The organism is Pseudodesulfovibrio tunisiensis (genome assembly GCF_022809775.1).
GTDB lineage: Bacteria > Desulfobacterota > Desulfovibrionia > Desulfovibrionales > Desulfovibrionaceae > Pseudodesulfovibrio > Pseudodesulfovibrio tunisiensis.
Map to the genome: position 1 here is coordinate 3,184,649 of NZ_CP094380.1, position 15,189 is coordinate 3,199,837.

Below are 15,189 nucleotides of genomic sequence, written 5' to 3' on the forward strand. Positions count from 1 at the left end.
GATTTCCGCATTGCATGGCGTTCGGGGTTCAGATAGGTCTTTTCGCCACAGCATCAATACTTGTTCTCCATTTTTTTCGGAAGTTCCAATAGGCACATTCCGTTTTTTGCGGAAATCGGGGGCGTACCGAGATCCGTTCCTGGCGAATTCGACCGGATTGCGGACTTTTGGCTTCTGGTACGCAATTTGATAGGTTCGGGCGTTCGGCAGCCGAAACGGCTGACGCAAAATGCGTCCTTGCGCAAAGATATTTCATGAACAGGAACCGGAACCCTTCCCATACCCCACTGCCCGCAGGCGTGAATCGTCGCGGGTTTCTCAAATGGGGCTCGATTCTGGCCGGAACCGCGGCTGTTGCCGGTCCCGGCGTCTTCTACGGTCTTCGGGCCGTGACCGAATCCCCCGTTGTTGATGAAAAAGTGGTCTGGACCACATGCAACGTGAACTGCGGCAGCCGCTGCCCGCTACGGGCGCATGTTCGCGACGGGCTGGTCACGCGAATCGAGACCGACAATACCGGGGATGGGGATTTCGGCACGCACGAGATTCGCGCCTGTCTGCGCGGGCGGTCCATGCGCCGCTGGGCCTATTCCCCGGAACGGCTCAAGTACCCCATGAAGCGCGTGGGCAAACGCGGGGAAGGCCGGTTCGAGCGCATTTCCTGGGACGAGGCGCTGGACATTGTTTCCTCGGAGCTTCGGCGAATCATCGACACCTATGGCAACGAGGCCGTGTACCGGCACTACGGCAGCGGTGTGCTGGGCGGCATCGTGGCCCGCCGGGAGTTTTTCCACAGGCTGGTCAACCTGCTGGGCGGCAGCCTGAACTATTACGGCGACTACTCCATGGCCCAGATCACCGCGGCCATGGAGTACACCTATGGCGCGAAGTACGACGAGTGCAACGCGAATCCCATTTCCGACGTGGCCAACTGCGAGCTCGCCGTGTTTTTCGGCAACAATCCCGCTGCCACGCGCATGAGCGGCGGAGGCAGCATGTACGATCTGCTCCGCGCCCGGAGGAAGAGCGGGGTCCGCGTGATCGTGATCGACCCCAGATTCTCGGACACGGCAGCCACGTTTGCCGATGAATGGATTCCCATCCGTCCGGGCACGGATGCGGCGCTGGTCGCGGGGTTGGCTTTCGTGCTCATCACCGAAAAGCTGGTGGACGAGGACTTTCTGCATCGCTACTGCGTGGGCTACGATCAGGAGACCATGCCCCCGGGCATTCCGTACGGCCATGCCTACAGGGACTACATTCTGGGAACCGGGCCGGACCGGATTCGGAAGACTCCGGACTGGGCCGCCAGCATCACCGGAATTCCTGCAACCCGGATTCGCGAACTGGCCCGGGAGATCGGTACGGCCAAGCCGTGCTACATTGCGCAGGGCTGGGGGCCGCAGCGGCAGGCATGCGGCGAGCAGACCGCCCGGTCCATTGCCATGCTGCCCATCCTGACCGGGAACGTGGGCATTCAGGGCGGCAACACCGGCGACCGCGAAGGTTTTTTCCGCATACCGTTTCCGCTCGTGCCCGAGGGGGAGAATCCGGTCAGGACCTCGATACCCGTGTTCGCATGGACCAGGGCCGTGGACGACCCCCTTTCCATGACTGCCACGCGTGACGGTGTGCGCAACAAGGAACAACTGGACACGCCGGTCAAGTTCATCTGGAACCATGCGGGCAACGCCCTGATCAACCAGCATTCCGACTGCCGCCGGACCGCGGAAATCCTGCGCGACGACACCAAATGCGAAATGATCGTGGTGCTGGACAACTACATGACCTCCAGTGCGAAATTCGCGGACATCCTCCTGCCGTGCTGCACCTGTCTGGAGGAAGAGGACATCGTGTTTCAGGGCTATGCCATGGAAATGGGATTTCTGGTCTGCACCGAGGCGGCCGTGGCTCCGTTCTACGAAAGCCGTACCCTGTACGACATTGTCCGGGGCATGGCCCGGCGGCTGGGCGTGGACGAGGAATTCTCCCTTGGCATGGACCGCCGGGGATGGCTGGAATACATGTACGCCAAGTGCCGCGAGGTGAAGCCCGAACTGCCGCCCACCTTTGCCGAGGCGCAGAAGGTCGGTCTGTTCAAATGGAAACGGCCTGATCCGCCCGAGGTCATGTACCGCGAATTCCGGGAAAACCCCGAAGCCCATCCTCTGAACACGCCGTCCGGAAGGATCGAGATATTTTCCGAACGCCTTTGGGAACTGGCCCGGACATGGGAGCTGCCCGAGGACGACAGCATCACGGCCCTGCCCGAGTATCATCCCACATGGGAAGGCGCTGAACAGGCGCGTTCCGGCCCGTATCCCTTGCAGCTCATCGGCCATCACTACAAGCAGCGCACCCATTCCAGCTATGGCAACGTGGACTGGCTTCAGCAGGTCGCGCCGCAGGAGGCGTGGATCAATTCGCTGGATGCAGAGACGCGGGACATCCGCCATAACGATATGGTCCGGGTGTTCAACGACCGGGGTGAAACCCGCGTGCGTGCCAAGGTCACGGAACGGATCATGCCCGGAGTCGTGACCCTGCCGCAGGGCGCGTGGCTCAAGCCTGACGGGAACGGCGTGGATCGCAATGGGTGCATCAATGTGCTCACGTCACTGCGTACTTCGCCGCTGGCCAAGGGCAACCCCCAGCACACCAATCTGGTTCAGGTGGAAAAGGTGCGGGAGGAAGCCGAGCAATGCTGAAGCGGCCCGCCTTTCACATTGATCTGGGTGCGTGCATCGGATGCAAGACCTGCATGGTGGCCTGCATCGACAAGAACGATCTGCCCAGGGGGATACTGTTCCGGCGGGTATCGGAATATTCCGGGGGCGGCTGGACCCGTCGCAAGGACGGCACCTTTGTGCAGAACGTGTTTGCCTATTACCTTTCCATTGCCTGCAATCATTGCGAAAATCCCATCTGCGTGCGCTCCTGTCCCACTACGGCCATGCAGAAGGACGAATACGGCATTGTTTCCGTTGATCCGGAAAAGTGCGTGGGGTGCCGCTACTGCGAGTGGGGATGCCCCTATTCCGCGCCCCAGTATGACGCGGATTCCGGCAAGATGACCAAGTGCGATCTGTGCCGGGATTATCTGGAGCAGGGCAAGCCCCCGGCATGTGTGGCCGCCTGTCCGACCCGGGCCTTGCAGTTCGGGGAATACGACGATCTTGTCGCCCGGTTCGGCAAATCCGAGGTCGTGGCGCCCCTGCCCGATCCGGCCATTACCCAGCCCAATCTGCTGTGCACTCCCGGCCCGACGGCCCAGCCTCCCAAGTCCCGCAATGGCAAGGTCTGCAATCCCGAGGAAATATGACGCGAACGTCCGAGGTTTTCCCTGATTTTTCGGGAATGGATCAGGACATGGCCGAAGCCTGCGCTGTGGCCTGCGGATTCTTTGCCCGGCTTTTTCAGGAATGCCCTTCGCGGGAATGGCTGCTGACCCTTCGCGACCGGCAGTTGCTGGAGGAGTGGCCCCTTGCCATGCCTGCGGAACAGGGCAGGGAGGGCGACACGGGGTTGCGGCTCATGGCCCGGTTTGTTGCGGAACTGGATGAAGCCGGGATTGCCGCGATACGGCGCGACCATGCGGCCATGTTCGTGGGGCCCGGTGATCCGTTGCCGCAATGGGAATCGGTCTGCCTGACCGAAGACCGCCTTCTGTTCGGCGAGCCCGCGTTCGCGGTGCGTCGTCTCTATGCGGAATTCGGGCTGGCCCTGCCCCGGGAGTCCGGGGGAAGCCGATGACCATGTGGGCTATGAACTGGCATTCGTGGCCAGTCTGCTGCACATGGCTGCAGATGCTCTTGCCGAAGCGCGGACTGCGCAGGCCGAAATTGCCTTGCATGCGGCTGCCGCGTTTCTGCGCGAGCACCTCATGCCGTGGGTCGGGGAGTTTCTGGATGCCTTGCAGGTCCGGGCCGACACCCCGTTCTGCAGGGGCGCGGCCATGCTCTGTCGGGACACGCTTCGCGTTGTCGCCGGATTCCCGGGTGAATCCGGGCAATGACTTCAGCCGATCACGGCTTACGTCGGCTGTTTCGCTGCCTCCGATTCTGCGGAGTCGGAGCGGACATGGGTGGCAATGATCCGGCTCAGGCTTTCCAGTTCAATGGGTTTTGCCAGATAATCGTCCATGCCTGCAGCCAGAATCTTTTCCCTGTCTCCGGCCAGTGCATGCGCGGTGAGTGCGATGATCGGGATCTTCGGGTTCCGGCCCGGGGTCGTGGAGCGCCGGATGCGCCGCGTGGCCTCGAAGCCGTCCATGACCGGCATCTGAATGTCCATGAGGATGCAGTCGAAGTTCTCCTTTTCAAACACGTTGACCGCGTCTTCCCCGTTCTCCACGGCCGTGACCTCGGCCCCGGCCTTTTCCAGAAATCGTCGCGCAGCCAGCCTGTTGACCAGATCGTCTTCCACCAGAAGCACCCGCAATGAGGCGGGGGGCGGGCTTTCCTCGTAGTCCCGGGCCGACTGGGGCAATTCGTCCAGAACCACGTGCGTCTTGAGAAAGGCTGCTGTGAACATGACCGTGGTGCCCTTGCCCAGCGTGCTGTCCACGGTGATCGTGCCGCCCATGCTTTCCACCAGACGGCGCACGATGCTCAGGCCCACTCCCATGCCGGGATGGCGGCGCGTCGCGTCGGGAACCGGAACGTGGAACCGGTTGAAGGCAAGGTCTATTTCCGTGTCCGCTATGCCTGCGCCTGAATCCGAGACCGTGAACAGCAGTCGCACACCTTCCTCGAATGGTCGCACGGGCAGGGCGTGAACCGAAATGGATATGTTCCCCGAGCGCGTGAATTTCACGGCGTTGTCCGTCAGGTTGAACAGGATGTGCCGCAGCCTTGCCCTGTCTCCGATGAGTTCTCCGGGGACTTCGGGACCGATTTCGCTTGTCAGCTCCAGCCCCTTTTCCCGGACATGGGGCATGAATCCGGCAACGACCGTGCGTACCGCGTTCTTGACGCTGAAGGGGTGTTCATCAAGGGGAATGAAGCCGGATTCGAACCGGGCGATCATGAGCAGGTCATTGATGGTGGACATGATGCTGCGCCCGGAATCGAGCGAAATTTCGACACATTCCTCCTGCGTCGAGGTCAGGGGCATTTTCCGCAGAAGCTGAAGCATGCCGAGCAGACCGTTCAGGGGAGTGCGGATGACGTGGCTCAGGTTGGCGAGAAATTCCTCCTTGGCCCGCTGCGCATTTTCCACTTCGTTTCTGGCCTTGAGAATGTCGTTTTCCGACTGGATGCGACTGGTCGCGTCATTGTAGATGGTTTGTATCCAGCTTTGACCGTTTCTTTCCAGAACGCAGGACGAAGCCGTGATCCACAGCAGTTCGCCGTTTGTGCGGAGGATGCGGAAGTCGAAGCGCGAGGGGCAGGCCGGGTCCGCATGCAGGGTTTCCATTCTGTCGCGTACCATGTGCCGGTCCTCGGGGTGGACGAATCCGAAGAGCGAGTTCGCGTCCCGACCGAGAATTTCCTCGCGGGAAAAGCCGGTGAGCTGGCAGAACGCCGGATTGGCGTGGACATACTTTCGCGGCGAGGTCTGGAGCAGGGTCACTCCGTCGCGCAACAGGTCGGAAAGCGCTTCGTATCTGGCTTCGGACCAGTCCTGTTCCGACTGGAACCTGTCCAGCATTTCCAGCTGGTCGTCCATATTCCGGCTCAGATTCCGGGCGCGTCCCCGCCAGAAGAGAGTGGTGCCCAGAAACATCACGGCCAGCCCGGCTGCGAGAATGGTCCCGGCGAGCATCAGCATGTCCCGGGACGAGTCGGTCTCCCTGACGGCATAGGCCCCGAACCATTTGTGGTAGATTTCGTTGTATTCCCCGGACTGCTTGATGATCGCCAGCCCCTCGTTGATGCGGGCGAGCAGGGCGGTGTTGCCCTTGTTCACGGCGAAGCAGTAGTTGCGCGGCGCCAGTGGCGGCCCCACGGTGACGAGGTTGTGCAGGCCGAGCTTGTCCCGGAAGTACAGGCCCTGAAGTCTTGCCACCAGAGCGCAGTCGTATTTCCCGGAGGACAGGAGTTTCAGCGCCTCTGCCTGATCCCCCGTGGTGACGATTCTGGCCTGGATGCGATTTTCGATCAGGAAATCGTGCATGATGTCGCCCTGCTGCACGATGATGCTTTTGCCGTTCAGGTCGTTTTTCCCGGAAATCGAGGACTCCTCGCGCACGAATATGGCGTGGGATATTTCAATGGTCGGTTCGGAAAAGTTCACCATCTGGGCGCGTTGTTCCGATTTGTACATGCCCATGAGCGCGTCGATGTTGCGCGCTTCTATCTGGCGTCGAACCGTATCCCAGGGCGCGAGACTCATTTCGATGTCGAGCCCCATGACGCGCGCCACGGCCTGGGTGATGTCCACGTTGAAACCTGTCGGATGTCCGGTTTCGTCCAGAAATTCGTAGGGCGGATAATTCTGGTCGCCGCGAAAGAGCAGCGGCTCGGCTGCGGACGCAGTTCCGACCGAAAGGCAGAAGAGCAGGATTGCCAGCGTCAGGATGGCGGCGTGTCGCATGGATGATCCTCCTGTTGCGCGGAGAGCGGGCGTTGAACAGCATGGTTTCATGGTCTTTTTTCGTTATCACGCCTTGACTGGAAAAGTTATGATATTTTTCGGGACGCATCGTGTTCTGGCTTCCGGAGGCGGAGTATGGTACCGCCTCTGCATGCGAATCCGAGGCAGGAATCTTTGCGCGCGGTCGCGTGGCGTGCTGGGCGAGGATGCTGCGGCGCGGTATCTGGAATCCCGGGGATTCCGCGTGCTCGAGCGCAACTGGCGCAGCCGGAGCTGGGAGCTCGATCTGGTCTGTCGGCAGGGGGACACCCTTGTTTTCGTGGAGGTCAAGACGCGGGGGACCGGTTCTCTGGGAACGCCTGCGGACGCCTTGAACCGGGCCAAGATGACCAGTCTGGCAAAGGCCGCGTCCCTGTATCTATCGGAAAAGGGGCTGTGGGACGTGCCGTGCCGATTCGATCTTGTTGCCGTCATGCAGAGCCCGGACGGGCTGGACGTGACGCATTATCCTGATGCTTTTGATCTGTCCGATCTGGGAAACGCGGGTCGGGCGTGGTGATTTCATATGAGTGATGTTTCCGGAATTCTGTGGGTCGTGGCCACGCCGCTGGGCAATGTGGATGATCTTTCTCCCCGTGCCCGGGCCGTGCTGGCTCGCGCCGGTTTGCTGCTGGCCGAGGACACCCGCCGCGCCGGGCTGCTGTTCCAGCGTCTGGGGCTGGAGCGGTCGGGCGAGCTCATGAGCTTTTTCGAGCACAATGAGGAACAGCGTACGCCCAAGGTGCTGGAGTACCTTGAAGACGGCGGGGAGGCCGCCCTGTTTTCGGATGCAGGCACGCCCCTGCTGTCCGATCCCGGATTCAAGCTGGTGCGCGAATGCCGGGAGCGCGGCATTTCGGTCAGGCCGGTCCCGGGGCCCAGCGCGCCTGTCACCGCCCTGTGCGCCTGTGGTCTGCCGCCGCTTCCCTACTCGTTTCTGGGCTTTCCGCCGCGAAAGAGGAGTCAGGCCGCGAAATTCTTCGAGGTGCATCGCGACACCGGTGCCACGCTGGTCTTTTTCGAACGCAAGACCCGGCTGGCCGAGACCCTGTCCATTGCCGCCGAGGTGCTGGGACCGCGTGAGTTCTGCATCGCGCGCGAGCTGACCAAGGATTACGAGGAGTTCATTCGCGGCTCTCTGGATCGGCTTGACGGCATGAATTTCGAGCTCAGGGGCGAGATCACCGTGATCATCGGTCCGGCCACGGAACAGGAACGAACCTCGGAAGAGGAAATCGTCGCCATTCACAACGAGGAAAGCGCTCTGGGCGGCAAGCCCAAGGAGATCGCCCGACGCGTGGCCGCGCGTGCCAAAGGCTGGACAGCCAAGGCCGTGTATGCCACCATGCGCGCCTCATGATCCTTGAATCCGCACGCCGCAAGGCCTTGGAAGGCAAGCCGCTTTCCGACGCCGAGATACGGCACATCATCGACCCGCACGGTGCGCTCCTTCCCGATCTGCTGGAGGCCGCCCATGCCGTGCGTTCGGCCCGGTTCGGCAATGGAATTTCCCTGTGCGCCATCGTCAATGCCAAGTCGGGCCGCTGTTCCGAGGACTGCGCGTTCTGCGCCCAGTCCGGACATCATCATACCCGGGCTCCGGAATACCCCCTGCTTCCCGTGGAGGAAATCGCTGCGGCCGGGCAGCGGGCCTTTGACCACGGCGCCGCGCATTTCGGCGTGGTGGCCAGCGGCAAGCTCGTGGGCGGGCACGATCTGGACGAGTATGCCGAGGCCGTGAAACGGCTCGCCCGCATCGGGCTGAAGCCGGATTTGTCCCCGGGCATTCTTGCCGAAGATCAGCTCGCCATGTTGAAAAAGGCCGGGCTTGTCGGGTATCATCACAATCTGGAAACTTCGGCGTCGTTTTTTCCGTCCATCTGCACCACCCATGCCTATGACGAGGACGTGCGCGCCGTGCGCAGCGGAATCAGGGCCGGGCTGTACGTGTGCTCGGGCGGAATCTTCGGCATTGGCGAATCCTGGGAGGACCGGGTGGAGCTGGCCCTGCTGCTCAGGGAACTGGGCGTGCCGTCCGTGCCCATGAATTTTCTGCATCCCATTCCCGGAACCCGGCTGGAGAATCGGCCCGTGCTCGCCCCGGAAGAGGCCCTGCGCATCGTGGCCGTGTACCGGCTGCTGCTGCCGGACGCGGCATTGCGCATCTGCGGCGGCAGGCTCACCGTGTTCGGCGAGGCGCGCAAGGCCGAGCTGCTTCATGCCGGGGCCAGCGGCCTGATGGTGGGCGACTATCTCACCACCTCGGGCGCGTCCGTGGATTCCGACCTTGGCGAAATTGCCGGGGCTGGTCTGGTTCCTGCCTGATAGCCGTCCGATACGCCGATCTCCGTATCGGCAAGGAGTCCTTGCATGCCCTATGCGACCTTGAATCCCCTGCACCGCATGGTCTGGACCGCGCTCATGGCGTCGGCCGTGGCCGTGGGGGCATATCTTGTCATTCCCATCGGGCCGGTGCCCGTGTCCATGCAGCCCTTTTTCGTGTTTCTGGCCGGATATGCGCTCGGGCCGAAGCGCGGAGCCATGGCCGTGGGCCTGTATCTGATCGCCGGGGCCATCGGTCTGCCCGTGTTTGCGCGCGGTGGGGCCGGGCTGGGCTATGTCATGGGACCGACCGGCGGCTACCTGTTCGGCTTTCTTGCCTCGGCATGGCTGTGCGGCATGGCCCGGAAAGGGGAGGGAACCCCGTGGATTCGCGGTCTGGTCTGGGGCGCGGTTGCTCTGGTCGCGGTCTACGGCATCGGCATGGCATGGCTGGCTCTGACTCTGGACATCTCCTGGGGCAAGGCCCTTGCCGTGGGCGTGGCCCCCTTCATCCCGTGGGATGCGTTGAAAATTGTGGCGGCTGTGGCTTGCTGGCGATACCTGTCTCGGTTTAGACTGCTCCCGGAAGCATGACATTGCAGCATCAGGAGATCATACCATCGCACCCGTGAAACGTTCCATGCCGTCCATGCCGGATTCCCGGTCCATGGCCTTTGTTCGAAGCTTTGTGCGCTGCTATCTGGCGGGCGCAGGCTTCAACACGCGCGGCATGCAGAACATCGGGCTGGCGTTTGCCATGCAGCCGGGATTGTCCGCCATTCATGCGGATCCCCGGGAACTGCGGCGGGCCCGGCGGCGGTACGTGCGCCATTTTCAGAGTCATCCGTTCTGGATGCCCTGTCTGGTGGGCATTTTCCTGAATGTGGAAATGGGCATTGCCCAGAAGCGGTTTCCTCCGGCCATGCTGCAGAAGGTCAAGGATACCACGGCCTATACCCTGTCCGCGCTCGGAGATTCCGTGTTTGCGGGCAGTCTGCTGATTTTTTGGGCACTTGCCACCATCTGTCTGCTGCTGGCCGGATTCACGGTGCTGCCGTTTCTGGTCGGGCTGATGTTTTGGCTGGCGCTCCAATTGTTTAGGGCGTACACGTTTCGCGCCGGATTCCGGGACGGTTTCCGGTTTCTGGAGCGGCTCAGGCAGTGGGACCTCATCAACTGGGGCCGCCGTATCAAGTACGGCAATGCGGCCCTGCTGCTCTGGCTCTGGCTGCTTGTCTGGCCCAGACCGTTCGCGTGGTGGGAATGGCTGGCCGGTGTCGTGGTGCTGATCCTCATCGGTCGATACGTCCGCATGGGGCAGATTTCGCGCATTTTTGCGGCTGCCGCGTTTGTGGCGGTCATAGATGCCTTCCCGCGCATCGAGGCGTGGGGCAGGATGTTTTTCGACTTGTGATTTTCAGGTCGATCGGACATATATAGTTTTTGAAAACAACGGGAAACCTTATGTCTGAACAAAATCAGATCCAGGAAAGCGGTTCCGAGGAGTTCCTTAGCAGGCAGGTCATGGTCGTGAACGAGCATGGCCTGCATGCGCGGCCCGCCGGGAAACTGGCCCAGGCGGCCCAGGGATACGAGTCCTCCATCATGTTGGTCAGTGACGAACAGGAAGTGGATGCCAAATCCATTCTGGACATTCTGACCTTGGCGGCATGTCAGGGCAGCGCTCTGGAAATCCGCGCCAGCGGCAGCGACGCGGAACAGGCACTGACGGAACTGGCTCTCCTTTTCGAAAACAGATTCAGCGAATAGAAGGTAGTCGTGGCGGAAAAGGTTCTCAGCGGCATATCGGTTGCCACGGGGTTTGCCATTGGCAAGGCCTTTTTCGTCAACCGCAGCCACAAGGCGATGCTGTCCCGCCGCACCGTGGGTGCGGCCCAGGTTCCGGCCGAAGTGGAACGGCTTCGCAACGCGTTCGCCTCGGTCAAGACCGAGCTGGCGGACACGCGGGAGCGCGTACCTGCGGAACTGCGCGACTACGCCATGCTCATCGATACCCATCTGGTCATTCTGGACGACCCCAAGCTGTCCGGCGTGGCCATCGACTATATTGAAAAACTTGGCCTGAACGCGGAATGGGCGCTGGAAAAGGCTGTCGCGGATCAGGACGCCGCATTCGGCGCCATCGACGATCCCTACATTCGCGAGCGCATGCAGGACGTGCATGTGGTCTCGGACAAGGTCCAGCTCAAGCTCATGGGCAAGGAGTTCGACGTGTCGTCCTTCAGCGGCCGTGCCATCATCATGGCGCTGGACCTGACCCCGGCGGACACGGTCGAGCTTGAGGTCGACAAGATCATGGCCTTTGCCACGGTGCGTGGCGGCAAGACCTCGCACACGGGCATCATGGCCCGCACTCTGGGCATTCCGGCTCTGGTCGGTGTGGAGCGGCTGGAGGAGTCGGTTCGGGACGGCGATCTCGTGGTCATCGATGGACTGGCCGGAAAAGTGGTGGTCAATCCCACCGAGGAAGAGCTTGCCCTGTACAGCGAGAGGGCGGCCCAGTTCGAGGACTACACCCGCAAGATCAAGCGTCAGTGCCAGCTCCCGGCCGAAACCTACGACGGGTTCCGGATTCAGGTTCACGCCAACATCGAGCTGGTGGAAGAGGTGGCTGCGGTCATCGACAACGGCGGCGAGGGCATCGGCCTGTACCGCACCGAGTACGCGTATCTGAACCGCAGGGAACTGCCGTCCGAGGACGAGCTGGCCGAGATGTATTCGGACCTTGCCTCGGTCATGGCTCCGCGCAAGGTCGTGTTCCGTACCCTTGATCTGGGTGCGGACAAGTTCATTTCCTCGTTCGGCGAACTCAACGAGCAGAATCCGGCCATGGGGCTTCGCGCCATCCGCTTCTGTCTCAAGCATCCCCAGCTCTTCAAGACCCAGCTTCGCGCCATTCTCCGGGCCAGCGCGTACGGCAACGCCTCCCTGATGTTTCCCATGATCTCCGGGGTCAAGGAAATCCGGCAGGCCAAGGCATGGCTGGCGCAGGCCAAGGCCGAGCTTCGGCGCGAGGGCGTGGATTACGATCCGGACATGCCCGTGGGCATCATGATCGAGCTGCCTGCCGCCGCCATGATTTCCGAGTATCTGGCCCACGAGGTGGACTTCTTTTCCATCGGCACCAACGACCTGATCCAGTATTCCATCGGTGTGGACCGCACCAATCACAACGTGTCCTACCTGTATCAGCCCCTGCATCCCGCGACCCTGCGCATCATCAAGCTGGTGGTGGACGCGGCGCACGAGGCCGGCATCGAGGTCAGCCTGTGCGGCGAGGTCGCGTCCGACCCCCATTGCGTGCCCCTGCTGCTGGGCATGGGCATCGATTCCCTGTCCCTCACGCCACAGGCCATCCCGGGCATCAAGCGCATCATCCGCCAGACCAGCATGCACGACTGCCGCGAGCTCCTGCGCGAAGTGCTGGCCTGCCGCACGGTCCATCGCATCAACAATCTGGTGCAGGACAACATCTTCAAGGCCTTCCCCGAAGAGGTCGGCTTCTTCACTTCCCTGTTGGAAAACGACGAACTGGTCTAGCTTCCGCACGATCAACGCGTCTTGCCGTTGCCATGCGTCACGGCTTGCGATACCTTGTTTTGCATATCGAAAGTTGAAGCATGTTTCGCGCCGAAAAAACGGTTTGGGGCTGGCTATTTTTGAGGCGGCTTTTTTCTTCAGAGAAGTCGGTTTGTTTCAGCAAGAGTGTTCCCCACAGGCGTGGGGATGAACCGGGAGACGACGATGGGAATCATGACCATGCCCTGTGTTCCCCACAGGCGTGGGGATGAACCGGCGATAGTCGCAGGCTGAAACGCGTCACCCATGTGTTCCCCATAGGCGTGGGGATGAACCGTTTCTTCAAGGCGCGTCGCCGCGCCGTCTTCGCCGTGCCATCCTGCAAGGGGAAGGTTTCGCCCTTCCCGGGCGAGTTCATTTTTTTGTTGGGGCAAAAAAATAAACGAAAAAAAAGCCCCTTTGCACTGTGCTCCCGCCTCCCTCGGGCAGGAACCAGTAGCGACCTTTCGCCGGGCGATTGCGACGTTTTCTGCGAAAACCGCATCGCCCCGGCTTCGGTCGCCTCGACTGGTTCCAAGCCCTCGCGAGCCGAAATTCGGTCTAAGTAAGGAACACTGTTCCGGGCGTGACGAGTCGCCCCAGCTCTACCAAGCTCCCTCGGCCCAACCAGCTTTCCACCGTTTCCCTTTGATCAAGGCTTCCGTCCCAGTGGCGGACGCACAGTAGACCAGCCTTGATCAAGTAGGAAACGCGCACGGCTGGGGCGGTCGATAAAAGGCGTTTTTTGCCTACTTTTGTTCGCCTTGAAACAAAAGTAGGTCGCCGGGGGAGGCGAAACATCCCCTTGAAAGCTCGTAAGGCGTGTACGGCGAATTGCTTCGCCCGGCCCGGGGTACCGAGCTGGTACAGCCCCATCTCTTCAGGGCGCGTCGCCGCGCCGTCTTCGCCGTGCCATCCTGCAAGGTGAGGATTTCGCCCTTCCCGGGCGAGTTCATTTTTTTGTTGGGGCAAAAAAATAAACGAAAAAAAAGCCCCTTTGCACTGTGCTCCCGACTCCCTCGGGCAGGAACCAGTAGCGCCCTTTCGCCGGGCGATTGCGACGTCTCCTGCGGAAACCGCATCGCCCCGGCTTCGGTCGCTTCGACTGGTTCCAAGCCCTCGCGAGCCGAAATTCGGTCTAAGTAAGGAACACTGTTCCGGGCGTGACGAGTCGCCCCAGCTCTACCAAGCTCCCTCGGCCCAACCAACTCTCCACCGTTTCCCTTTTCAAGTTGGCGCGCAGTTGACGGCGAATTGCTTCGCCCGGCACAGCCCGCCAAGCTGGTACGGCCCCAGCTTTTCAAGGCGCGTAACCGCGCCGCTTGCACCGTATTCCCTCTCGACGAACCATATGCCTTCGTGCTACTGCAAGCGCAAAAATATGGGGCGGAGCTCATCGGTTTCGTCCCTGTTTCCGCCCGGGACCCTGACTGCGTTGGTCTGGGCCATTTCCCGCCGGGCGGTTTTTCATTGCTATTCCGGGAGGCTTTTCATGGACAAGTATCAGAAGCAGGCGTTACAGGTGGCCAAGGAAGTGGTCATCAAATTCATTGAGGTGGGGCGTATCTCCCCCACGAATTTCGGCCAGAATTTCGATGCCATCTACAAGGATGTCATGAACACCATTGCCGGAAGCCCGTCTTCTGCCGTGGAATCCTCGGATATCGAACCGGAGCAGGATTAAATGGCCGGGCAGGAATGCCGTTCGGCCACGGGCGCGACCAATCATGTCGAGCATGGCCGTCGGGTGGCCGACATGTTCGGCCGCATCGCCGGATGGTACGACTTTCTCAATCATTTCCTTTCCCTTGGTCAGGACATCTACTGGCGGCACCGGCTGGCGCGCGCGGCGCGACCCGAGCCGGGCGGCTGGGTGCTCGACCTTGCCGCAGGCACGCTGGACGTATCCGTGGAACTGCTGCGCCAGTATCCGGATGTGCGCATCGCGGCTCTGGACTTTGCCCTGCCCATGCTGGAGCAGGGGCGTCGCAAGAAGGTCCGTGACGGCCGCGAGGCCCATATCTTTCCGGTTCAGGCGGACGGCAGGAGCCTGCCGCTGCCGGACGAATCCATGTCCGCCGCCACCATAGCCTTCGGCATCCGCAACATCCTTCCGCGCATGGACGCGTTTCGCGAATTCCACCGCGTGCTCAAGCCCGGGGCGCGACTCTGCGTGCTGGAATTCGGTACCGGAAGCCGCAAGGTCTGGAAGGGACTGTACAATTTCTATCTGGACAAGCTGCTGCCCTTTGTGGGCGACAGGATTTCCGGCGATCCCATGGCCTACCGCTATCTTGCCGACACCATCCGGGAGTTTCCGGACGAACGGGCGCTGGCAAGGGAGATGGTGGACGCTGGGTTTGAAAGGGTTTACCACGTGCCCATGATGTCGGGCATCGTGTACCTGCACGTGGCGGAGAAGCCTGCGGCGCAGGCTGACGGCGGAAAGTCGGACGCCTCGGCGGGAAAGACCGGAAAGCGGTCCGCTACATGGAAGAAAGGGACTGGCCGAGGGAAATGACGAGCAGGCCGAGGATGATGGCTGCGAGCCCGATGAACCGGAGAAATTTCGGGGGCTGGCTGGCCATGGTCAGCAGCATGCGCGGCATTTTTTCCGCAAAAAGAAAATACGGGATTCCCTCGAACACGAGCGCCAGCCCTACGGCGGCGAGGAGCAGGGTCCAGTCGATATTCATGAAGACTACGTATCCG

General features: G+C 61.5%; 15 protein-coding genes. 13 read left to right on the forward strand and 2 right to left on the reverse strand.

What is annotated here, in order from left to right; all coding sequences use genetic code 11:
- Positions 1-254: 254 nt before the first annotated feature.
- From MPN23_RS15190 to MPN23_RS17055, 4 genes are read left to right on the forward strand one after another with little or no spacing between them, the layout of a single operon-like run.
- Positions 255-2,708 (forward strand): DMSO/selenate family reductase complex A subunit, encoded by a 2,454-nt coding sequence (locus tag MPN23_RS15190; protein WP_243545047.1) that lies wholly within the window; start codon positions 255-257, stop codon positions 2,706-2,708.
- A complete protein-coding gene (locus MPN23_RS15195) occupies positions 2,702-3,322 on the forward strand; it encodes a DMSO/selenate family reductase complex B subunit (protein ID WP_243545048.1) in 621 nt (206 codons plus the stop codon). Before MPN23_RS15190 ends, MPN23_RS15195 begins: the two co-directional genes overlap by 7 nt.
- Positions 3,319-3,753 (forward strand): TorD/DmsD family molecular chaperone, encoded by a 435-nt coding sequence (locus MPN23_RS17050; protein ID WP_279388678.1) that lies wholly within the window; start codon positions 3,319-3,321, stop codon positions 3,751-3,753. The genes MPN23_RS15195 and MPN23_RS17050 overlap by 4 nt, the downstream gene beginning before the upstream one ends.
- A 4-nt stretch (positions 3,754-3,757) precedes the next feature.
- Positions 3,758-4,015, forward strand: a complete 258-nt coding sequence (locus tag MPN23_RS17055) for a molecular chaperone TorD family protein (RefSeq protein ID WP_279388679.1) — start codon at positions 3,758-3,760, stop codon at positions 4,013-4,015.
- 17 nt (positions 4,016-4,032) lie between these two features.
- On the opposite strand, the gene MPN23_RS15205 is transcribed toward MPN23_RS17055, so the two are convergent.
- On the reverse strand, positions 4,033-6,537 hold the full coding sequence (locus MPN23_RS15205; protein WP_243545049.1) for a transporter substrate-binding domain-containing protein: 2,505 nt from the start codon (positions 6,535-6,537) through the stop codon (positions 4,033-4,035).
- Between the two features lie 151 nt (positions 6,538-6,688).
- Here MPN23_RS15205 and MPN23_RS15210 point away from each other — a divergent pair, with 151 nt between their 5' ends.
- The 9 genes from MPN23_RS15210 (at position 6,689) to MPN23_RS15250 (ending at position 14,998) form a co-directional block, all read left to right on the forward strand.
- Entirely contained in the window at positions 6,689-7,096 is a 408-nt protein-coding gene (locus MPN23_RS15210; RefSeq protein WP_243547404.1) for a YraN family protein, read from the forward strand.
- Positions 7,097-7,102: 6 nt separating this feature from the next.
- The gene (gene rsmI, locus MPN23_RS15215) at positions 7,103-7,936 is read left to right on the forward strand and encodes a 16S rRNA (cytidine(1402)-2'-O)-methyltransferase (protein WP_243545050.1); all 834 of its coding nucleotides are present in this window, start codon (positions 7,103-7,105) and stop codon (positions 7,934-7,936) included.
- Entirely contained in the window at positions 7,933-8,901 is a 969-nt protein-coding gene (gene bioB, locus MPN23_RS15220) for a biotin synthase BioB (protein WP_243545051.1), read from the forward strand. The genes rsmI and bioB overlap by 4 nt, the downstream gene beginning before the upstream one ends.
- 45 nt (positions 8,902-8,946) lie before the next feature.
- Entirely contained in the window at positions 8,947-9,492 is a 546-nt protein-coding gene (locus MPN23_RS15225) for a biotin transporter BioY (protein ID WP_243545052.1), read from the forward strand.
- Positions 9,493-9,526: 34 nt separating this feature from the next.
- A complete protein-coding gene (locus MPN23_RS15230) occupies positions 9,527-10,312 on the forward strand; it encodes a PTS system mannose/fructose/sorbose family transporter subunit IID (RefSeq protein ID WP_243545053.1) in 786 nt (261 codons plus the stop codon).
- A 50-nt stretch (positions 10,313-10,362) separates the two neighbouring features.
- Positions 10,363-10,668, forward strand: coding sequence for an HPr family phosphocarrier protein (locus MPN23_RS15235; RefSeq protein ID WP_243545054.1), 306 nt, complete (start codon positions 10,363-10,365; stop codon positions 10,666-10,668).
- A gap of 9 nt (positions 10,669-10,677) precedes the next feature.
- Positions 10,678-12,459 carry a phosphoenolpyruvate--protein phosphotransferase gene (ptsP, locus tag MPN23_RS15240; RefSeq protein ID WP_243545056.1) on the forward strand — a complete coding sequence of 594 codons (1,782 nt, stop codon included), beginning with the start codon at positions 10,678-10,680 and terminating at the stop codon, positions 12,457-12,459.
- Positions 12,460-13,969: 1,510 nt separating this feature from the next.
- On the forward strand, positions 13,970-14,161 hold the full coding sequence (locus tag MPN23_RS15245) for a hypothetical protein (protein ID WP_243545057.1): 192 nt from the start codon (positions 13,970-13,972) through the stop codon (positions 14,159-14,161).
- Positions 14,162-14,998: a ubiquinone/menaquinone biosynthesis methyltransferase gene (locus MPN23_RS15250; RefSeq protein ID WP_243545059.1), complete on the forward strand. Its 837-nt coding sequence runs from the start codon at positions 14,162-14,164 to the stop codon at positions 14,996-14,998.
- On the opposite strand, the gene MPN23_RS15255 is transcribed toward MPN23_RS15250, so the two are convergent.
- Positions 14,964-15,173 (reverse strand): DUF2065 domain-containing protein, encoded by a 210-nt coding sequence (locus MPN23_RS15255; RefSeq protein ID WP_243545060.1) that lies wholly within the window; start codon positions 15,171-15,173, stop codon positions 14,964-14,966. The genes MPN23_RS15250 and MPN23_RS15255 overlap by 35 nt on opposite strands.
- Between the last annotated feature and the right edge of the window lie 16 nt (positions 15,174-15,189).